14 protein-coding genes and 2 pseudogenes are annotated in these 15,396 nt (G+C 54.7%); 14 read left to right on the forward strand and 2 right to left on the reverse strand.

What is annotated here, in order from left to right; all coding sequences use genetic code 11:
• Positions 1-27 precede the first annotated feature (27 nt).
• The 10 genes and pseudogenes from traI to Electrica_RS27455 all read left to right on the forward strand — a co-directional run.
• A pseudogene (gene traI / locus Electrica_RS27410) lies at positions 28-4,776 on the forward strand (conjugative transfer relaxase/helicase TraI); the annotation flags it as partial.
• Positions 4,777-4,858: 82 nt separating this feature from the next.
• A complete protein-coding gene (gene traX / locus Electrica_RS27415) occupies positions 4,859-5,584 on the forward strand; it encodes a type-F conjugative transfer system pilin acetylase TraX (RefSeq protein WP_049078358.1) in 726 nt (241 codons plus the stop codon).
• A 156-nt stretch (positions 5,585-5,740) separates the two neighbouring features.
• Positions 5,741-6,331: a fertility inhibition protein FinO gene (locus Electrica_RS27420; RefSeq protein ID WP_049078357.1), complete on the forward strand. Its 591-nt coding sequence runs from the start codon at positions 5,741-5,743 to the stop codon at positions 6,329-6,331.
• A gap of 102 nt (positions 6,332-6,433) precedes the next feature.
• On the forward strand, positions 6,434-6,847 hold the full coding sequence (locus Electrica_RS27425; RefSeq protein WP_114499528.1) for a hypothetical protein: 414 nt from the start codon (positions 6,434-6,436) through the stop codon (positions 6,845-6,847).
• Between the two features lie 152 nt (positions 6,848-6,999).
• On the forward strand, positions 7,000-7,791 hold the full coding sequence (locus Electrica_RS27430) for a DsbA family protein (RefSeq protein WP_053086797.1): 792 nt from the start codon (positions 7,000-7,002) through the stop codon (positions 7,789-7,791).
• 129 nt (positions 7,792-7,920) lie between these two features.
• Positions 7,921-8,517, forward strand: a complete 597-nt coding sequence (locus Electrica_RS27435; protein ID WP_049078355.1) for a PIN domain-containing protein — start codon at positions 7,921-7,923, stop codon at positions 8,515-8,517.
• A gap of 52 nt (positions 8,518-8,569) precedes the next feature.
• Positions 8,570-9,214, forward strand: coding sequence for a hypothetical protein (locus Electrica_RS27440; protein WP_049078354.1), 645 nt, complete (start codon positions 8,570-8,572; stop codon positions 9,212-9,214).
• 55 nt (positions 9,215-9,269) lie between these two features.
• Complete coding sequence (locus Electrica_RS27445) at positions 9,270-9,896, forward strand: DUF2726 domain-containing protein (RefSeq protein ID WP_048757072.1); 627 nt, start codon at positions 9,270-9,272, stop codon at positions 9,894-9,896.
• The gene (locus Electrica_RS27450; protein WP_048757070.1) at positions 9,893-10,459 is read left to right on the forward strand and encodes a phospholipase D family nuclease; all 567 of its coding nucleotides are present in this window, start codon (positions 9,893-9,895) and stop codon (positions 10,457-10,459) included. Before Electrica_RS27445 ends, Electrica_RS27450 begins: the two co-directional genes overlap by 4 nt.
• A gap of 132 nt (positions 10,460-10,591) precedes the next feature.
• The gene (locus tag Electrica_RS27455; protein WP_048757068.1) at positions 10,592-10,852 is read left to right on the forward strand and encodes a replication regulatory protein RepA; all 261 of its coding nucleotides are present in this window, start codon (positions 10,592-10,594) and stop codon (positions 10,850-10,852) included.
• Between the two features lie 30 nt (positions 10,853-10,882).
• Here the strand turns inward: Electrica_RS27455 and Electrica_RS29235 are convergent.
• Positions 10,883-11,017, reverse strand: a pseudogene (locus tag Electrica_RS29235) (replication protein RepA).
• A 58-nt stretch (positions 11,018-11,075) separates the two neighbouring features.
• Here Electrica_RS29235 and tap point away from each other — a divergent pair.
• The gene (tap, locus tag Electrica_RS27465; RefSeq protein WP_009652807.1) at positions 11,076-11,153 is read left to right on the forward strand and encodes a RepA leader peptide Tap; all 78 of its coding nucleotides are present in this window, start codon (positions 11,076-11,078) and stop codon (positions 11,151-11,153) included.
• The gene (gene repA / locus Electrica_RS27470; protein ID WP_048757066.1) at positions 11,146-12,165 is read left to right on the forward strand and encodes a plasmid replication initiator RepA; all 1,020 of its coding nucleotides are present in this window, start codon (positions 11,146-11,148) and stop codon (positions 12,163-12,165) included. The genes tap and repA overlap by 8 nt, the downstream gene beginning before the upstream one ends.
• Before the next feature lie 1,154 nt (positions 12,166-13,319).
• Here repA and Electrica_RS27485 read toward each other — a convergent pair.
• Positions 13,320-14,393 (reverse strand): DUF4268 domain-containing protein, encoded by a 1,074-nt coding sequence (locus Electrica_RS27485; RefSeq protein ID WP_228267448.1) that lies wholly within the window; start codon positions 14,391-14,393, stop codon positions 13,320-13,322.
• Positions 14,394-14,619: 226 nt separating this feature from the next.
• On the opposite strand from Electrica_RS27485, the gene arsR reads away from it, so the two are divergent.
• Both arsR and arsD read left to right on the forward strand, forming a co-directional pair.
• A complete protein-coding gene (gene arsR / locus Electrica_RS27490) occupies positions 14,620-14,973 on the forward strand; it encodes an As(III)-sensing metalloregulatory transcriptional repressor ArsR (RefSeq protein WP_001114073.1) in 354 nt (117 codons plus the stop codon).
• A 47-nt stretch (positions 14,974-15,020) separates the two neighbouring features.
• A complete protein-coding gene (arsD, locus tag Electrica_RS27495; RefSeq protein WP_000783215.1) occupies positions 15,021-15,383 on the forward strand; it encodes an arsenite efflux transporter metallochaperone ArsD in 363 nt (120 codons plus the stop codon).
• The last annotated feature ends 13 nt before the right edge of the window (positions 15,384-15,396 follow it).

The raw sequence follows: 15,396 nt of genomic DNA on the forward strand, positions 1-15,396 counted from the left end.
TTCGCCCTCAGCCGGAACCGACCCCATAAATGGCAGACGCTGGGCAGCGATACCGTCGGTAAAACCGGGTTTTCCGAAAACATACTGGCCAACCGCATCGCTTTCGGAAAGATATACCAGAGCACCCTCCGGGCCGATGTTGAGTCTATGGGTTACAAGACAGTGGATGCGGGTAAGCATGGCATGTGGGAGATGGAGGGCGTGCCGGTTGAGTCTTTTTCCACGCGCAGTCAGGAGCTCAGGGAGGCAGCCGGACCTGATGCCTCCCTGAAGTCCCGGGATGTGGCCGCGCTCGATACCCGCAAGTCGAAGGAAGCTATCGACCCGGCAGAGAAGATGGTGGAGTGGATGAACACGCTGAAGGAGACCGGGTTCGACATGCGCGGTTACCGCGAGGATGCCGATAAGCGCGCGACAGACATCGCCAGTGCGCCCGCCAGTCCGGTGAAAACGGACGTCCCCGATATCAGCGATGTGGTGACGAAGGCGATTGCCGGTCTCAGCGACCGCAAGGTGCAGTTCACGTATGCCGACCTGCTGGCCCGCACGGTCAGCCAGCTGGAAGCCAAACCCGGTGTGTTCGAGCAGGCGAGGACGGGTATCGATGCGGCGATCGAACGCGAGCAGTTGATCCCGCTCGACCGCGAGAAAGGCCTCTTTACCTCAAACATCCATGTCCTGGACGAATTATCCGTTAAAGCTCTAAGCCAGGAGATCCAGCGCCAGAATCATGTTTCCGTTACGCCAGATACCGCTGTTGTGCGCCAGTCACCGTTCAGCGATGCCGTCAGTGTGCTGGCCCAGGACCGGCCAACAATGGGGATTGTCTCCGGCCAGGGCGGCGCGGCTGGCCAGCGTGAGCGGGTGGCTGAGTTAACCCTGATGGCCCGGGAGCAAGGGCGAGATGTGCACATCATTGCGGCTGACAACCGATCGCGGGAGTTTCTGTCTGCGGATGCGCGGCTGGCAGGGGAAACGGTGACCGGGAAATCTGCCCTGCAGGACGGAACCGCCTTCATCCCGGGCGGGACACTTATCGTTGACCAGGCGGAGAAGATGAGCCTGAAGGAAACGTTGTCCATGCTGGATGGCGCCATGCGTCATAACGTTCAGGTCCTGCTCTCCGACAGCGGGAAGCGCAGCGGTACCGGCAGCGCGCTGACAGTACTGAAAGAGAGCGGGGTAAATACTTATCGCTGGCAGGGCGGAAAGCAGGCGACTGCGGACATCATCAGTGAGCCGGAAAAGGGCGCGCGTTACAGCCGCCTGGCGCAGGAGTTTGCCGCCAGCGTACGCGAAGGGCAGGAAAGCGTGGCGCAAATCAGCGGGAGCCGTGAACAGGGCATACTGAACGGGCTCATCCGGGAAACGCTCAAAAGTGAGGGCGTACTGGGTGAGAAGGAGTTGACGGTCACCGCGCTGACGCCGGTCTGGCTGGACAGCAAAAGTCGCGGTGTCCGGGACTACTACCGGGAAGGGATGGTGATGGAGCGCTGGGACCCGGAGGCCCGGAAGCATGACCGCTTTGTGATCGATCGGGTGACCGCCAGCAGCAACATGCTGACCCTCAGGGACAAAGAGGGGGAACGTCTGGATATGAAGGTTTCTGCCGTCGACAGCCAGTGGACGTTATTCCGGGCCGACAAACTGACGGTGGCTGAAGGTGAACGTCTGGCCGTGCTGGGGAAGATACCCGACACGCGCCTGAAAGGCGGCGAGAGCGTCACGGTGCTGAAGGCGGAGGAAGGGCAGCTGACGGTGCAGCGTCCCGGACAGAAAACCACCCAGTCGCTTTCTGTCGGCAGCAGCCCGTTCGACGGTATCAAGGTCGGGCACGGATGGGTGGAAAGTCCTGGCCGCTCGGTCAGCGAAACGGCGACGGTCTTTGCCTCGGTGACGCAACGTGAGCTGGATAACGCCACGCTGAACCAGCTGGCGCAGAGCGGGAGCCACATCCGGCTGTACTCGGCGCAGGGTACTGCCCGCACGACAGAGAAGCTGGCCCGGCATACCGCCTTCAGTGTGGTGTCTGAGCAGCTGAAGGCCCGTTCAGGCGAGACAGACCTGGATGCAGCCATCGCATCACAGAAAGCCGGGCTGCACACCCCCGCAGAGCAGGTCATTCACCTTTCCATTCCTTTACTGGAAAGTGAGGAGCTGACCTTCACGCGCCCGCAACTGTTGGCCACCGCGCTGGAAACCGGCGGAGGTAAGGTTCCGATGACGGAGATAGACGCGACCATTCAGTCGCAGATTCAGGCCGGCAGTCTGCTGAATGTGCCGGTGGCCCCAGGCCACGGCAATGACCTGCTGATTTCCCGCCAGACCTGGGATGCCGAGAAAAGCATTCTGACAAAGGTGCTGGAAGGAAAAGAGGCCGTTGCACCCCTGATGGACAATGTACCGGGAAGCCTGATGACGGACCTGACGTCAGGGCAGCGTGCTTCCACCCGGATGATACTGGAGACCACGGACCGGTTCACGGTGGTTCAGGGCTATGCCGGGGTGGGGAAAACCACCCAGTTCCGGGCCGTGACGGGGGCCATCAGTCTGCTGCCGGAAGCGACCCGGCCTCGGGTCATCGGTCTCGGTCCGACACACCGTGCGGTCGGGGAAATGCAGAGCGCCGGCGTGGATGCGCAGACTACCGCCTCGTTCCTGCATGACACGCAGCTCCTGCAGCGTAATGGCCAGACACCGGATTTCAGCAACACGCTGTTCCTGCTCGACGAGAGCTCAATGGTGGGGCTGGCCGATACCGCGAAGGCGCTCTCCCTGATTGCGGCCGGGGGAGGACGGGCGGTGCTCAGCGGCGATACCGACCAGCTGCAGTCCATTGCACCGGGCCAGCCGTTCCGGCTGATGCAGCAGCGCAGCGCCGCCGACGTCGCCATTATGAAAGAGATTGTGCGCCAGGTACCTGAGTTGCGACCGGCGGTCTACAGCCTGATTGACCGGGACGTGAACCGCGCGCTGGCGACGATTGAGCAGGTTACACCGGAACAGGTGCCGCGAAAAGACGGGGCCTGGGTGCCCGAAAACTCCGTGGTGGAATTCACCCCCGCACAGGAGGAGGCGATACAGAAAGCGCTGAACAAGGGTGAAAGTGTGCCGGCAGGTCAGCCCACCACGCTGTATGAGGCACTGGTGAAGGACTATGCCGACCGTACCCCGGAGGCGCAGTCACAGACGCTGATTATCACCCATCTGAATGATGACCGGCGGGTGCTGAACAGTCTGATTCATGACGCGAGGCGGGACAATGGTGAAGTGGGCAGAGAGGAAGTCACTCTGCCGGTACTGGTGACGAGCAACATCCGTGACGGAGAGCTGCGCAGACTGTCGACCTGGACGGCTCATAAGGGAGCCGTTGCCCTGGTCGATAATGTCTACCACCGTATCGGGAGCGTGGATAAGGAGAACCAGCTTATCACGCTGATGGATGGTGAAGGGAAAGAACGGCTTATTTCACCCCGGGAGGCGTTGGCTGAAGGTGTCACGCTCTACCGTGAGCAAGAGATTACAGTGTCTCAGGGGGACAAAATGCGCTTCAGCAAGAGTGACACGGAACGCGGCTATGTGGCCAACAGTGTGTGGGAGGTGAAATCCGTTTCAGGTGACAGTGTCACGCTGTCTGACGGCAAAAGCACCCGCACGCTGAACCCGAAGGCTGATCAAGCGCAGCAACATATCGACCTTGCCTACGCCATCACCGCGCATGGTGCGCAGGGGGCCAGTGAACCGTATGCCATCGCACTGGAAGGGGTGACCGGCGGCCGCAAACAGATGGCCAGTTTTGAATCCGCCTATGTCGGGTTATCACGTATGAAACTGCACGTCCAGGTCTACACCGACAGCCGGGAAGGCTGGGTCAACGCCATTCAGGCATCACCCTCGAAAGCCACGGCACACGATATTCTGGCACCCCGTAACGAACGGGCCGTGAAAACAGCTGATCTGCTGTTCGGGCGGGCGCAGCCACTGAACGAGACAGCTGCAGGCCGGGCTGCGTTGCAACAGTCCGGTCTGGCGCGCGGACAGTCGCCGGGAAAATTCATTTCTCCGGGGAAAAAGTACCCGCAGCCGCATGTGGCGTTGCCGGCGTTCGATAAAAACGGGAAAAACGCCGGCATCTGGCTCAGCCCGCTGACGGACAAGGACGGCCGCCTGGAGGCCATCGGTGGCGACGGTCGTGTGATGGGCAATGAAGAAGCCCGGTTTGTGGCGCTGCAGAACAGTCGCAACGGCGAAAGTCTGCTGGCCGGGAATATGGGTGAAGGCGTCAGGATTGCACGTGATAACCCCGACAGCGGGGTGGTGGTCCGGCTTGCCGGAGATGACCGCCCCTGGAACCCGGAGGCCATCACCGGCGGTCGCATCTGGGCTGATCCCCTGCCGAATCCTCCGATCAATGATACCGGTACTGACATCCCGCTCCCGCCAGAGGTTCTGGCACAGCGGGCCGCAGAAGAGGCACAGCGCCGGGAGATGGGAAGACAGACGGAGCAGGCGACCCGGGAAGTGTCCGGAGAGGAGAAGAAAGCGGGCGAGCCGGGCGAGCGGATAAAAGAGGTTATCGGGGACGTCATTCGGGGTCTCGAACGCGACCGGCCAGGAGAGGAGAAAACGGTGCTGCCGGACGATCCGCAGACCCGGCGTCAGGAAGCGGCCGTTCAGCAGGTGGTATCAGAGAGCCTGCAGCGGGACCGTCTGCAACAGATGGAGCGGGATATGGTTCGTGATCTCAGTCGTGAGAAAACGCTCGGGGGCGACTGACGCGCCGGCGGCTTGTCTGCCCCGGCATTCTCCCCGATTAAAATCGGGTACCCTGCCGGGGCGCTGATAAAAGGAAAGGAATATGACAATGTACGAAACCCGCCTCAATGCCGTCGATCGCTGGCTGCAGGGGCTGCTGACCTGGACGCCTGGACAGACGGATATCATCAAAACGGTGGCGCTGGTGCTGATGATTGTCGATCACACCGGTTTGCTGCTGGCCGGGAATAATGAACTCATGCGTCTGCTGGGGAGAGGCTGCTTTCCCCTGTTTGGTCTGGTCTGGGGAATGAACCTGGCGCGCCACGGGGCCATCCGCCAGACACAGCTGAACAGCCTGTGGTGCTGGGCGCTGATCGCCCAGGGCTCCTTTATTCTCATCGGGTACCCGTGGTACATGGGGAATATCCTGTTTAGCTTTGCGGTCACCGGCCAGGCGCTGCGCTGGTTCAGTCTGCAGACCCGCAATGATATTCTGCTGGCGATCGCCATTGTCGTGGCCTGGCTCCCCTTATCTGCCGACAGCTACGGTCTGGCCGGGGTCTTCATGCTGATCAACAGCTGGCGGCTTTGTCGGGCGAAAGAGCCTGTAGAACGGATCGGGTATGCCGTGCTGTGGGCTGTCATGGTACTACTGATGAATGCCCATGATATTACCCAGGCCATTGCCGGCCTGATGGTCGCTTTGCTGGCCCTGGCGGTCTGTTCTGACCTCGGTCGTTCTGTTCCGCGCTTCTGGCCGCGGCACTTTTTTGTGATGTTTTATGCCGTGCATCTGGCGGTGTTGGGGATCGTTGCCTCGATGTAAAAAAGCCCGGACAGAAGTCCTGGCCGCAATTGCGTAGATACACCTAATACACCTAATATCAAGAGGAATGAGGTACCGGCATCCTGAGAGGATGCGCTGTCAGCTGCATTCACGTATCTTATAGCCTGGTTCCTGGCAGGAAAGAAAGCCTTTATTATGACTGAAGAAAAACGCCCTGTACTGAGTCTGAAAAGAAAGCCGGCAGCGGATACCGCAGCGGCCGGGTCCGTTGACACGCCTGGTGTGGTACGGCGGAAAAAAGTGGTGGTGGTCACGACGCCTCCGGCCTGGAAGCTGAAGAAAGAAAAGCTGGCACAGGCTAAACAGGCTGCTGAAGCCGCCGCCAGCCAGCCAGCACCGGAGGCTGTGAAAGCGGTCAAAACGCCCGGTCCGGTTCGCTATCTTCGTTTACTGCCGCCGGAGCAGGCCATCATGACCCTGAAGGCATTCTGGCCACAGCTGTTTGACGGTGACTCGCCGCGTCTGCTGGCGACTGGGATGCGTGAACAGCTGTTTGCCGATATCGCGGGGCGCGACCTGCCGCTGTCGCATAAACAGGTGATTAAGTGCCTGAAAAGCCTGACCCGGTCGGCGGGTTATCTGTCCCGGATGCGGGAAGGTGCCTCCCGCTATGACCTGCAGGGGAATGTGGTGGCTACGGTCACTGCTGATGAAGCGCACTACGCCAGTGAGCGCATGATGAAAGAGCTGTTACGCGCTGAACGAAAGATGAGTCAGACCGTTTAATTCTTTTCAGTTCGCTCAGATTAAATATCAGTACGTCCACAGCTAATGGGTATCACATCCATTAGCTGAATGGTATTCGTCACAAATAAGAGAGTCAATAATATGAAAACCTGGGTTAACAGTGATGATATTTGTGAAGATACACGAAATATCATAAAGTCGTTATCCACGCCAGAATTCGGAGAATTTGGTGATGTAAGAGAAAGCATTATATCCCTGAAGGAATGCATTGATGAGGAAGAATACGATTTCTATGTATTTTCAGACGCTGCATTTACACTCCTGAAGACGTTACTCAAAATCAGAATTAAACTCAGAAAGGCTGACCCTGGCCATCACTCAATCCCTGCGCTCACTCTGGCTGTTGATGACATCAGAAAGCAGCTTAAGTTGAACGAGAGGTACGTTCATGAGTTAATTCAGGTGGATAGTTTCTCCAGTCGAGCCCGCGTTTTCTTTTGGTTTGCCTGCTCTGCGGCGGCGATGCTTTTATTGTTCGCAATATTTTATATCTGATGGAACCAAAAGGGATTCTCAGAACAGAGCTGATAATCAGCTGGCTCAATGAAACGTGTCAGTAAAAAAACTCTTCCGTTTACCTTGTTATGCCAGCATATTTTAGCAGTCGATCTTATTTTATCCATACTTAACCTGTTAAAGGAATAAAAATGAAAATCAAATTCGGATTGTATTTTCTGCTCCCGCTTATTTCGGTTGTCACTTTTAATAACAGCTTTGCTCAGGAGCATGAACCGGGAAAAACTTTCTCTGCCAGCCAGGAAAAGAGAATCGGGGAAATAGCGGCAGATTATCTACGTGCTCATCCTGAAATACTGATTCAGATGAGTGAGAAACTTCAGCACGAGCAGGAGGCGAAACAGACCCGCGGTTTTAAATCCGCTGCACTGGAACAGCAGGCTAACATTCTGGGTAATAAAAATATCCCCTCCTGGGGTCCCGGGGACGGAAAGGTGATGGTGGTTGAATTCTTTGACTACCAGTGCATCTGGTGCAGCCGGTTCGCACCCGAACTGGAGAAGGTCATCGGGAGCAACACGGACGTGCGTTACTTCTTTATGGAGTGGCCGGTGTTTGGTAGCCGGTGGCCTGCATCATTGCTGGCGGCGAAAACCGGCCTGCAGGTCTGGAAAGAAAAGGGCTCTGAGGCTTACAGGAGCTATCACAATGCGGTTTATGGTACAGGACTGAATGAAGGGAAACTGACGCAGGAGATTATCGAAAAGGTTTCTGGTCATATTAAATTTAAGCAGAATACGATTGATGAGATAAATACCACGTTGAAAAATATTAATGATATCGCCACGGCGACGGGATTAACCGGAACGCCAGGTATTATTGTGATGCCGGTGAAGGGCGCGACGGAAGAAAACGTCACGGTCTTTTCCGGAATGACTGAAGCACAGAATGTTCAGGCGGCTATAAATAAATCCCGACAATAACAAGTTACTGTTGTCTCTTCTGAATGGAAGAGGATGTCTCTTAAAACAAAAAGGCACACTGCTGTATGTTGTTCGTCGTACTAACGGACTGGTATTCTGGCAGTCGGTCCCGGTGGAGTCTGGAGAGTTATGTCTGAGAATATCATCGCGCTGGTTGATTATGAAAATATCGGAACGCTTGAAAATGTAATGTTGTCGCGTTATGAACGTCTTATTTTGTTTACCGGGTCTCAGCAGGAGTTTATTCGTTTTCCGTCCGTAACACATGCCGGTAATATATCGATCAGTGTGTTTCAGGCACCCTGCGTGTCGAAAAATAATGTCGATTTCCACCTGGTACTTGAGCTGGGACGACTCAGCGTCACCGCTCCGGAAGATACGATGTTTCATGTTATATCGAATGATAAAGGGTATGACAGCGTGATTGCATTGCTCTGCAGGACAGGGCGACGATGTTGTCGTATACCCTCACCACGTTCAGCAGAGAAGGCGAAAACGGTGTCTGCGCTCATCAGCAACGATGAGGTGCTACGCCTGACCGATAAAATACAGTCATTGAGTAAAAAGTCTGCGGTAAACCGACCTGTAAGCACCTCGTCACTGATGAATTATATTAAATGTCATTCCGGTAACATCAGGAATACAGCGATTTTAAATCAGGTCAGGGACGAATTAATCAGGCGAGGCGTGATTGCCGTATATGAAAAAACGGTGGTCTGGCGCTAATGAAATAAATAAGCAGGTTGTGATTATCTTTCTTGTCTAAAAAGGAATGAGTATGTTCAGCTATTTCATGCTGCGCACTGAGCAGCAGTTATTTTGTTATTTATACGGGGGCGCGCTGGCACTGTCTCTGCAACTCTTATTTTCTCCCTCTTTTCCGGGAAATGGATTTATCCTGGTATCACTGCCCGTTGCACTATTCTGGGCCGGGCTGGCCCTGTATACGCGGCACATCGACCAGATGAGGAAGCCTGATGTCTCGCCGCTCGTCAGTATCCGTGACGGCATCCAGGTGGTGGCCATGCTGCCGCGGCATGAGAAAGCGCGGCTTGAATGGAAGATTCTGCAGGATGATGAGGTGTACCGCCGTCAGATGCACGCTCTTTTAAACCTGATGCAACGGGTTATCAGTCGGGGATTTCTGTATGCGCCGGCAGTGATACTGGCGGGCGCTGGCGTGCTTGTCTGGGGGGTTCCGCAGGACGGTGTCCGGCTGGTGACCGCCCTGCGGAATATGTCCCCCGGAGAGCTTATGCATCAGACCGGCTTCATCCTTCGCTATGTGCTGATGATTTCCTCCATATCGGTCCTGATAGCTGACATTGTGTCCGGTCAGGGTCTGCCAAATGCCTTCCGGCGCGCGTTGCTCGACAGGCTGCCGGCTGATGCCTGGTGTATCAGAAGAGGGACAGAGCGTTGAGAGGGCTGCGAAGCAAACACATCGGGGATGGTCTGGCCGCAAAGGGAGAAAGGACATGGCAAAGATATTAATGATGGCAGGCAGTGCCGTTGTTGTGCTGAGTCTGCTGGGGTTCCTGGTGCTGTTTCTGAAGGAACGTGCAACAGGGAAGACATCCCCGGTCCTGCAGGCGCTGAAAGCGGCGGGCATTCGTGCCGGAGAGGCAGAACAGAGACTGTGTCGCCAGCGGGTCTGGATGGGTAATGACACGCTGATGACGCCCCGGGAACAACATTTTTTCCGGGCATTGCTGAAACATACCGACCGGAAACACTGGCTGCTGTGCCCGCAGGTGCGAGTGGCGGATATCGCCAGCCTGGCACCCCATATCAGGCCCCGCTCCCGGACCTGGTGGCAGCTGTTCCGGATGGTGTCACAGTGGCACTGCGATGTGGTGGTGGTGGATATCAGGACCTTTGCCATTGTGGCCGCCATCGAGCTGGATGATGCGTCGCATCTGAAAAAACACCGGGTTCGCCGGGATATCCTGCTGGAAGAAGTACTCAGGCAGGCGGGCATTCCGCTGCTGAGAGACCGGGATGCTGAAAAGCTGGTCAGACAGATCAGGGCGTTTTTAATACGTCGGGAAACTGAAACTATCACCACACCATTGACGGTGGTCAGGGGAGAATACAAAGGATGAACAGGAAAATAGCAGTAATAAACAGAACCCGTGTCCGCACAGGATTTGTGGCCGGAGTCCTCAGCCTGAGCCTGTTAGCGCTGGCGCCGGCAGTCGACGCCGCGACCATCGAGACAGGTTTTTCTCCGGAAGGCACAGCCCTGCAGTTGGTCCTGAAGACCCTCGATTCCGCGCAGCAGGAAATCCGGCTGATGGGGTATTCCTTCACCTCCCCGGAGGTGGTTCGCTCACTCATCGCGGCGAAACGACGTGGGGTGGATGTCCGCGTGGTGCTGGACCAGAAGGCAAATAGCGGAAAAGCCAGCATGGCCGCCCTGAACCTGCTGGCCAGCGCGGGCATTCCGGTTCGTACGGTCAGCGCCTACAAAATTTTGCACGACAAAGTGATCGTCGCGGACAGGCGCAATACAGAGGCCGGCTCGTTCAATTTCAGCCGTGCCGCTGACCGTTCGAATTCAGAGAATGTGCTGGTTGTATGGGATGACCCGGCTCTTGCCCAGCGCTACCTGCAGCACTGGTCGTCTCGCTGGTCACAGGGAACGGACTGGAAACAGACATACTGACACCGCCATAAACGATCCCCGGACGTAAACCGTGCGCCAACGTGGGTTACGTCCATAAAGTAAGTCGCTGATTTCAGGAATCTGTAGTATTCTCTGCAAACGATCCTTTTTTAGATCCTTGAGGAGGCAGAGATGTCGCAGATTGATAATGCAGTAACTTCCTCTTCTAAAGATAAGCGGGTCTATCGTAAAGGTAGTCCAATGTCAGCCTCTGAAAAACAGATGGCCGCAGTTGCAAGAAAGCGTGTCACACATAAAGAAATCAAAGTCTTTGTACGCAACCCATTGAAAGATATCCTTATTGATCTCTGTAGCCGTGATGGAATAACGCAAGCCCAACTTGTTGAAAAATTGCTCGAAAAGGAATTCAAAGCTCAGGGGTTACTCAAGTAAAGTCTTTACTTTGATTTGAAGCGTGCTAGATTACTGATCGTTTAATGAATTTTGGTGGCTGGCCACGCCGTAAGGTGGCAGGGAACTGGTTCTGATGAGGTGTCTACCCGGAGCCGGAAAAGACAAAACCCCGATAATCTTTCTATTCTTGGCGGGACAGAAGATTAACGGGGCCTTAATAAACTGCATAGAAGCTGTTGCTCTATGCAGGGAGTATAGTTTTATGCTCAGAAAACTGCAATACCCGTTTCTGTGCCATTTGCTCCTTCCGTGCAACATAAGCGCGGGATGGTGTGACTGAACAGCACAATCCGCAACACTGGAGTCAGCTGGATACGGAAGAACAGATCCGTTTCTGGCAGGGCGTTGAAGATGGCCACGTTGAATCTTTTCTGGTTTCCCCGGAGAAGAAGCGTACCCGTCGCCGTCGTGGTGAGCACTCCACCAAACCCAAATGCGAAAACCCGTCCTGGTTCCGGCCGTCTCACTATAAGGCGCTCGGTGGCCAGCTTGGCCACGCCTATAACCGTCTGGTGAAGAAAGATCCGGTCACGGGGCAATTCAGCCTGCGCATGCATATGTCCCTGCACCCGTTCTATGTCCGGGAACGGCAGCGCGCCGGGCGAAAATATGCTTTCCGTCCTGAAAAACAACGTCTCCTTGATGCGCTGTGGCCGGTGCTGGTCAGCTTCTGTGATGCCGGTAAACACACGGTAGGGATGTGCGTGTCCAGGCTGGCCAGAGAGCTCAGTCCGAAAGACGCCAAAGGTAAAGTCATTCCGGAAACCGAAGTGACCATTCGCCGGGTTTCGGCGCTGATAGCTGAGCAGGTCCGCTTTGGTGTCCTGGGGGTGTCAGAAGAAACCGCCTGGGATCGGGAGTCCCGTAAACGTCTGCCAAAGTACGTGTGGATCACCGCCGCCGGCTTTAAGATGCTGGGCGTTGATTTAATGAAGCTGCAGGAGCAGCAGCTGAAGAAACTGTGCGAAAGCGAGGAACGTCAGGCGCTCATTAAAGAGGGCCTGTTAGGCGAGCATGAGGAGATTTCTGTCCATAAGGCGCGCAAGCGCTGGTATCAGCAGCGCAGCCTTGAAGCCCTGAAATACCGCCGGGCAAAAGGAGCGGCACGTAAGCGTGCCAACCGTCTGGCCAGAATGCCCCAGGATCGCCAGGTCTATGAAATGGCCTGCTGGCTGAAGAAGACGCTGCCGGCAGACGAACTCTATGGCTATTCCGCAGACAAACTTGAGCAGCTGGCGGTACAGCACCTGTACCAGCTGGAATTGTCGCTGAGTCACTCACCGCCGCATTAGTCCGGAGAGCCACAACCTGTTTATTTAACAGCCCCTCCGGGGCTTTTTGTGCTGGTTTTTTTCGGCTATTTTCACCTCATCATCTTTTCCCTGCCGGAATTATTCTCTTCCCCTGACGACTCCGCCGGCATGATGGCCATGAAACGCACCATCATGGTCAGTTATCCACATAAACCCGCAAACAGATAAGTTTCAGTTTCCGGAAATGGATAATCTGAATCCCGCAAAACAGTCTTAACCCAGTTATTAATCCCCTGCATGACAAACAGCAGGGAGATCTTTTGTCTTTGTCATCATTGTGAATAAAACAAAAAGGCCTTCGCTAACAGCGGTCGTAAACGCCCGCGCCGCTCAGATCTAAAAGTACCTCCCGCCGACAAGCGGCGGGCATATAACCAGCACACAGATTAGTTACATCATTCAATAGATCCCTTTTTTAAAACAAACCCCGGCGCCGTTCTGCGACTCCGAGCCCCTCCCCACCACTGAAAAGCGCCGCCGCCCCCGGCCGAAGGCCGGGAGTGATGTCGCTTTTAATGATGGGTGTTGTAACTACTCTTCTTCATCGCTGTCGGTGGAGCTGCGGGCAGTTCTTTGGTACACGCTCGTAAGCGGCCCTGCGGCCCTGCGGCCCTGCGGCCCGCTAACGCGGAGATACGCCCCGGCTGCGGCTGTCGCCTTGCCGGGACCACTCCGACCGCGTACAGAGGCATCTGAGACGTTTTTAGCGGGTATAGCTTTGCAGCTACCGTGTTAAGTTCCCTGGTGTCGCTGAGATAGTTGATGAACATCCCCCTAAGCGTCAGCAGCAAGCTGCCGCCGCTAAGGCCCCGGAAATCACGCCCTTTACGTCGTAAACGCCGTAAAGCCCGCTCACCGGGGTTAAAAGGGATTACTTTGACTTCTTCATTGCTGTTAGCGGGTTAAGGCTAATCAGGGCAGGGGGTAGGGTGGCAGAATTTATAGCCCGGCAACCGGCTACGCCGGGCTTTCGGCGCCATTTGACTCCACAGACACATGTAACCTCATCTGGCGCCTCCATGCCGCTGACGCGGCATCAGGAAGTGTAGACTTTAACGTCTGCTTTGTGCCAGGAGCGGAAGTTGTTAATTACAGTTTGCGTGGATCACGGGTCAGGGTCACTCTACTTAATACTACTCGTCCCCACCTTCGGTGATCAGACCTGACTTTTTCAGCTCAACCGCCAGCTCCTGTAAGCTCGGGCGAATTGCTTTTTCCAGACGGGTCATACCATCAATCATCCAGCTAATGATGTCAGGCCAAAGTTCTTTGTTTCCGCCGTCAAATGCTTTTGCACAAACAACCTGGCAGCTTTTTCTCTCAGGCAGTAGTCGCCAATTGAGCATCCCACCAAACTGCGACTCAATATGCGTTTTGCGCTCTGACAGACGCTCAAACAGCCATGTATTTTCTACCGCATCTGAACGTGAAATATTGAGCTGAATGCGAGCATCTTTTTGCGAGAAGATCACTTCAAAAGGCACGCCACTAACCCCCGAACCCGCTGCCAGCCAATGGTCTGTCGTAGGTGCTCGGTTGTTAAATAATGAACATGTGCTGGTACGGAATTTTTCCAGTGCTAACGACCAGAACTCACGGCGTAAATAATGTCGTTGTTGCAGTTCGCTACTGCTTGAGGTGGACTGCTCTTCTGCCTCTTTCTGCGCCATTCCAATCATGTAGGATTCCGCTTCAGGAGTCGGAATGACCTGCCGTATATCGACAAAAACATCCTCGGCAAAGAGGTACGGCGTCGCTTTGAAGCATTGCACTCGGATGCCAAACTGCATTAGCCATAGTGCAGTATTGGTAACTTCTTTGCGGAAATTCGCCGCTACCATGATAACGCGCTGTGTCCCTTTTCGATTGAGCACACCTTCTTTCAAACTTTCCCAGCCCATAAATTCTGCAATAACTTCTGCCGCAGGGCGGATTTCCGAGGGTTCATGTTGTGTAAGATAAAGCTGAAAAATTTCGACAACGCTTTCCTGACGAAGGTTGGCGCAGTAACCCGCATACTTCAGCGCCTGCCAGACCACGTCACGCCCTGAATCATCAAGTTTATTCTCGATAATGACCAAGTTGCCTTTTTTGTCGATAGCCAGCAGATCGAGACGTTCGTTAGTCTCATCAAAACCAGCAAACTCTTTCTGAATAAGGGGTCTGAGGGCCAATGGAACGAAAACGTACGCTAAGGAAATAACCAATTGTTATAATTGATATTATTCATTCTTCTCTATGAACTGAAAGCCCGCACTAAGCAATGTTTTAGCCTCAAATGACTTTTTTACCTACCCAACTAACGTAACGATCGCACATCAGGTCGTTTTTCAACCGCATAGTGACACCTGCACTCACATGCGAGAAAACACATATGATTTTGACTTCTTGTTTTGGTGGAGAGACAATACCCATTCATAGCAGGAGTACATAATGCCAGAAATTGCATCCCTACAACTTTTCAAAATACTATCTGATGAAACCCGCCTGGGTATCGTGCTACTGCTCAGGGAGATGGGGGAGCTGTGCGTATGCGATCTCTGCACAGCGCTGGAACAATCACAACCCAAGACCTCCCGCCATCTGGCGATGCTTCGGGAAAGTGGCCTGTTGCTGGATCGCAAGCAGGGGAAATGGGTTCATTATCGCTTATCCCCGCATATTCCTTCCTGGGCTGCCCTGGTGATTGAGCAGGCCTGGTTAAGTCAACAGGACGACGTACAGGCCATCGCCCGTAAGCTGGCATCGGCCAACTGCTCTGGCAGCGGTAAGGCTGTTTGTATCTAAAAATTTTGCCTGTACATATATGTTTTTACGAATATGAGGTGTTAAAGATGAAAATGTTAACGGTGTTTGATCCGGCGATGTGCTGCAGTACCGGCGTTTGTGGTTCAGATGTCGATCAGGTTTTGGTCAATTTTTCTGCTGATGTGCAATGGCTGAAAGGGCGTGGGGTTCAGATCGAACGTTATAACCTGGCGCAGCAGCCTATGAGCTTCGTTGAGAACGAAAAAGCGAAAGCATTCCTTGAGGCTTCTGGAGCTGAAGGGCTTCCGCTGCTGTTGCTTGATGGTGAAACGGTGATGGCCGGGCGATACCCAAAACGCGCTGAACTGGCTCGCTGGTTTGGTATACCGCTGGAAAAGGTGGGTTTAGCTTCCACCAGTTGCTGTGGTGGTAAAACTTCCTGTTGTTGAGTATGTCAGGAGG

This window comes from Klebsiella electrica (genome assembly GCF_006711645.1).
Classification (GTDB): domain Bacteria; phylum Pseudomonadota; class Gammaproteobacteria; order Enterobacterales; family Enterobacteriaceae; genus Klebsiella; species Klebsiella electrica.

Bases quoted from the DNA above. Each gene is read 5' to 3' on its own strand.
- traX (WP_049078358.1), top strand. From the start codon at position 4,859: ATGACAATGTACGAAACCCGCCTCAATGCCGTCGATCGCTGGCTGCAG.
- Electrica_RS27420 (WP_049078357.1), top strand. From the start codon at position 5,741: ATGACTGAAGAAAAACGCCCTGTACTGAGTCTGAAAAGAAAGCCGGCA.
- Electrica_RS27425 (WP_114499528.1), top strand. From the start codon at position 6,434: ATGAAAACCTGGGTTAACAGTGATGATATTTGTGAAGATACACGAAAT.
- Electrica_RS27430 (WP_053086797.1), top strand. From the start codon at position 7,000: ATGAAAATCAAATTCGGATTGTATTTTCTGCTCCCGCTTATTTCGGTT.
- Electrica_RS27435 (WP_049078355.1), top strand. From the start codon at position 7,921: ATGTCTGAGAATATCATCGCGCTGGTTGATTATGAAAATATCGGAACG.
- Electrica_RS27440 (WP_049078354.1), top strand. From the start codon at position 8,570: ATGTTCAGCTATTTCATGCTGCGCACTGAGCAGCAGTTATTTTGTTAT.
- Electrica_RS27445 (WP_048757072.1), top strand. From the start codon at position 9,270: ATGGCAAAGATATTAATGATGGCAGGCAGTGCCGTTGTTGTGCTGAGT.
- Electrica_RS27450 (WP_048757070.1), top strand. From the start codon at position 9,893: ATGAACAGGAAAATAGCAGTAATAAACAGAACCCGTGTCCGCACAGGA.
- Electrica_RS27455 (WP_048757068.1), top strand. From the start codon at position 10,592: ATGTCGCAGATTGATAATGCAGTAACTTCCTCTTCTAAAGATAAGCGG.
- tap (WP_009652807.1), top strand. From the start codon at position 11,076: ATGCTCAGAAAACTGCAATACCCGTTTCTGTGCCATTTGCTCCTTCCG.
- arsR (WP_001114073.1), top strand. From the start codon at position 14,620: ATGCCAGAAATTGCATCCCTACAACTTTTCAAAATACTATCTGATGAA.
- arsD (WP_000783215.1), top strand. From the start codon at position 15,021: ATGAAAATGTTAACGGTGTTTGATCCGGCGATGTGCTGCAGTACCGGC.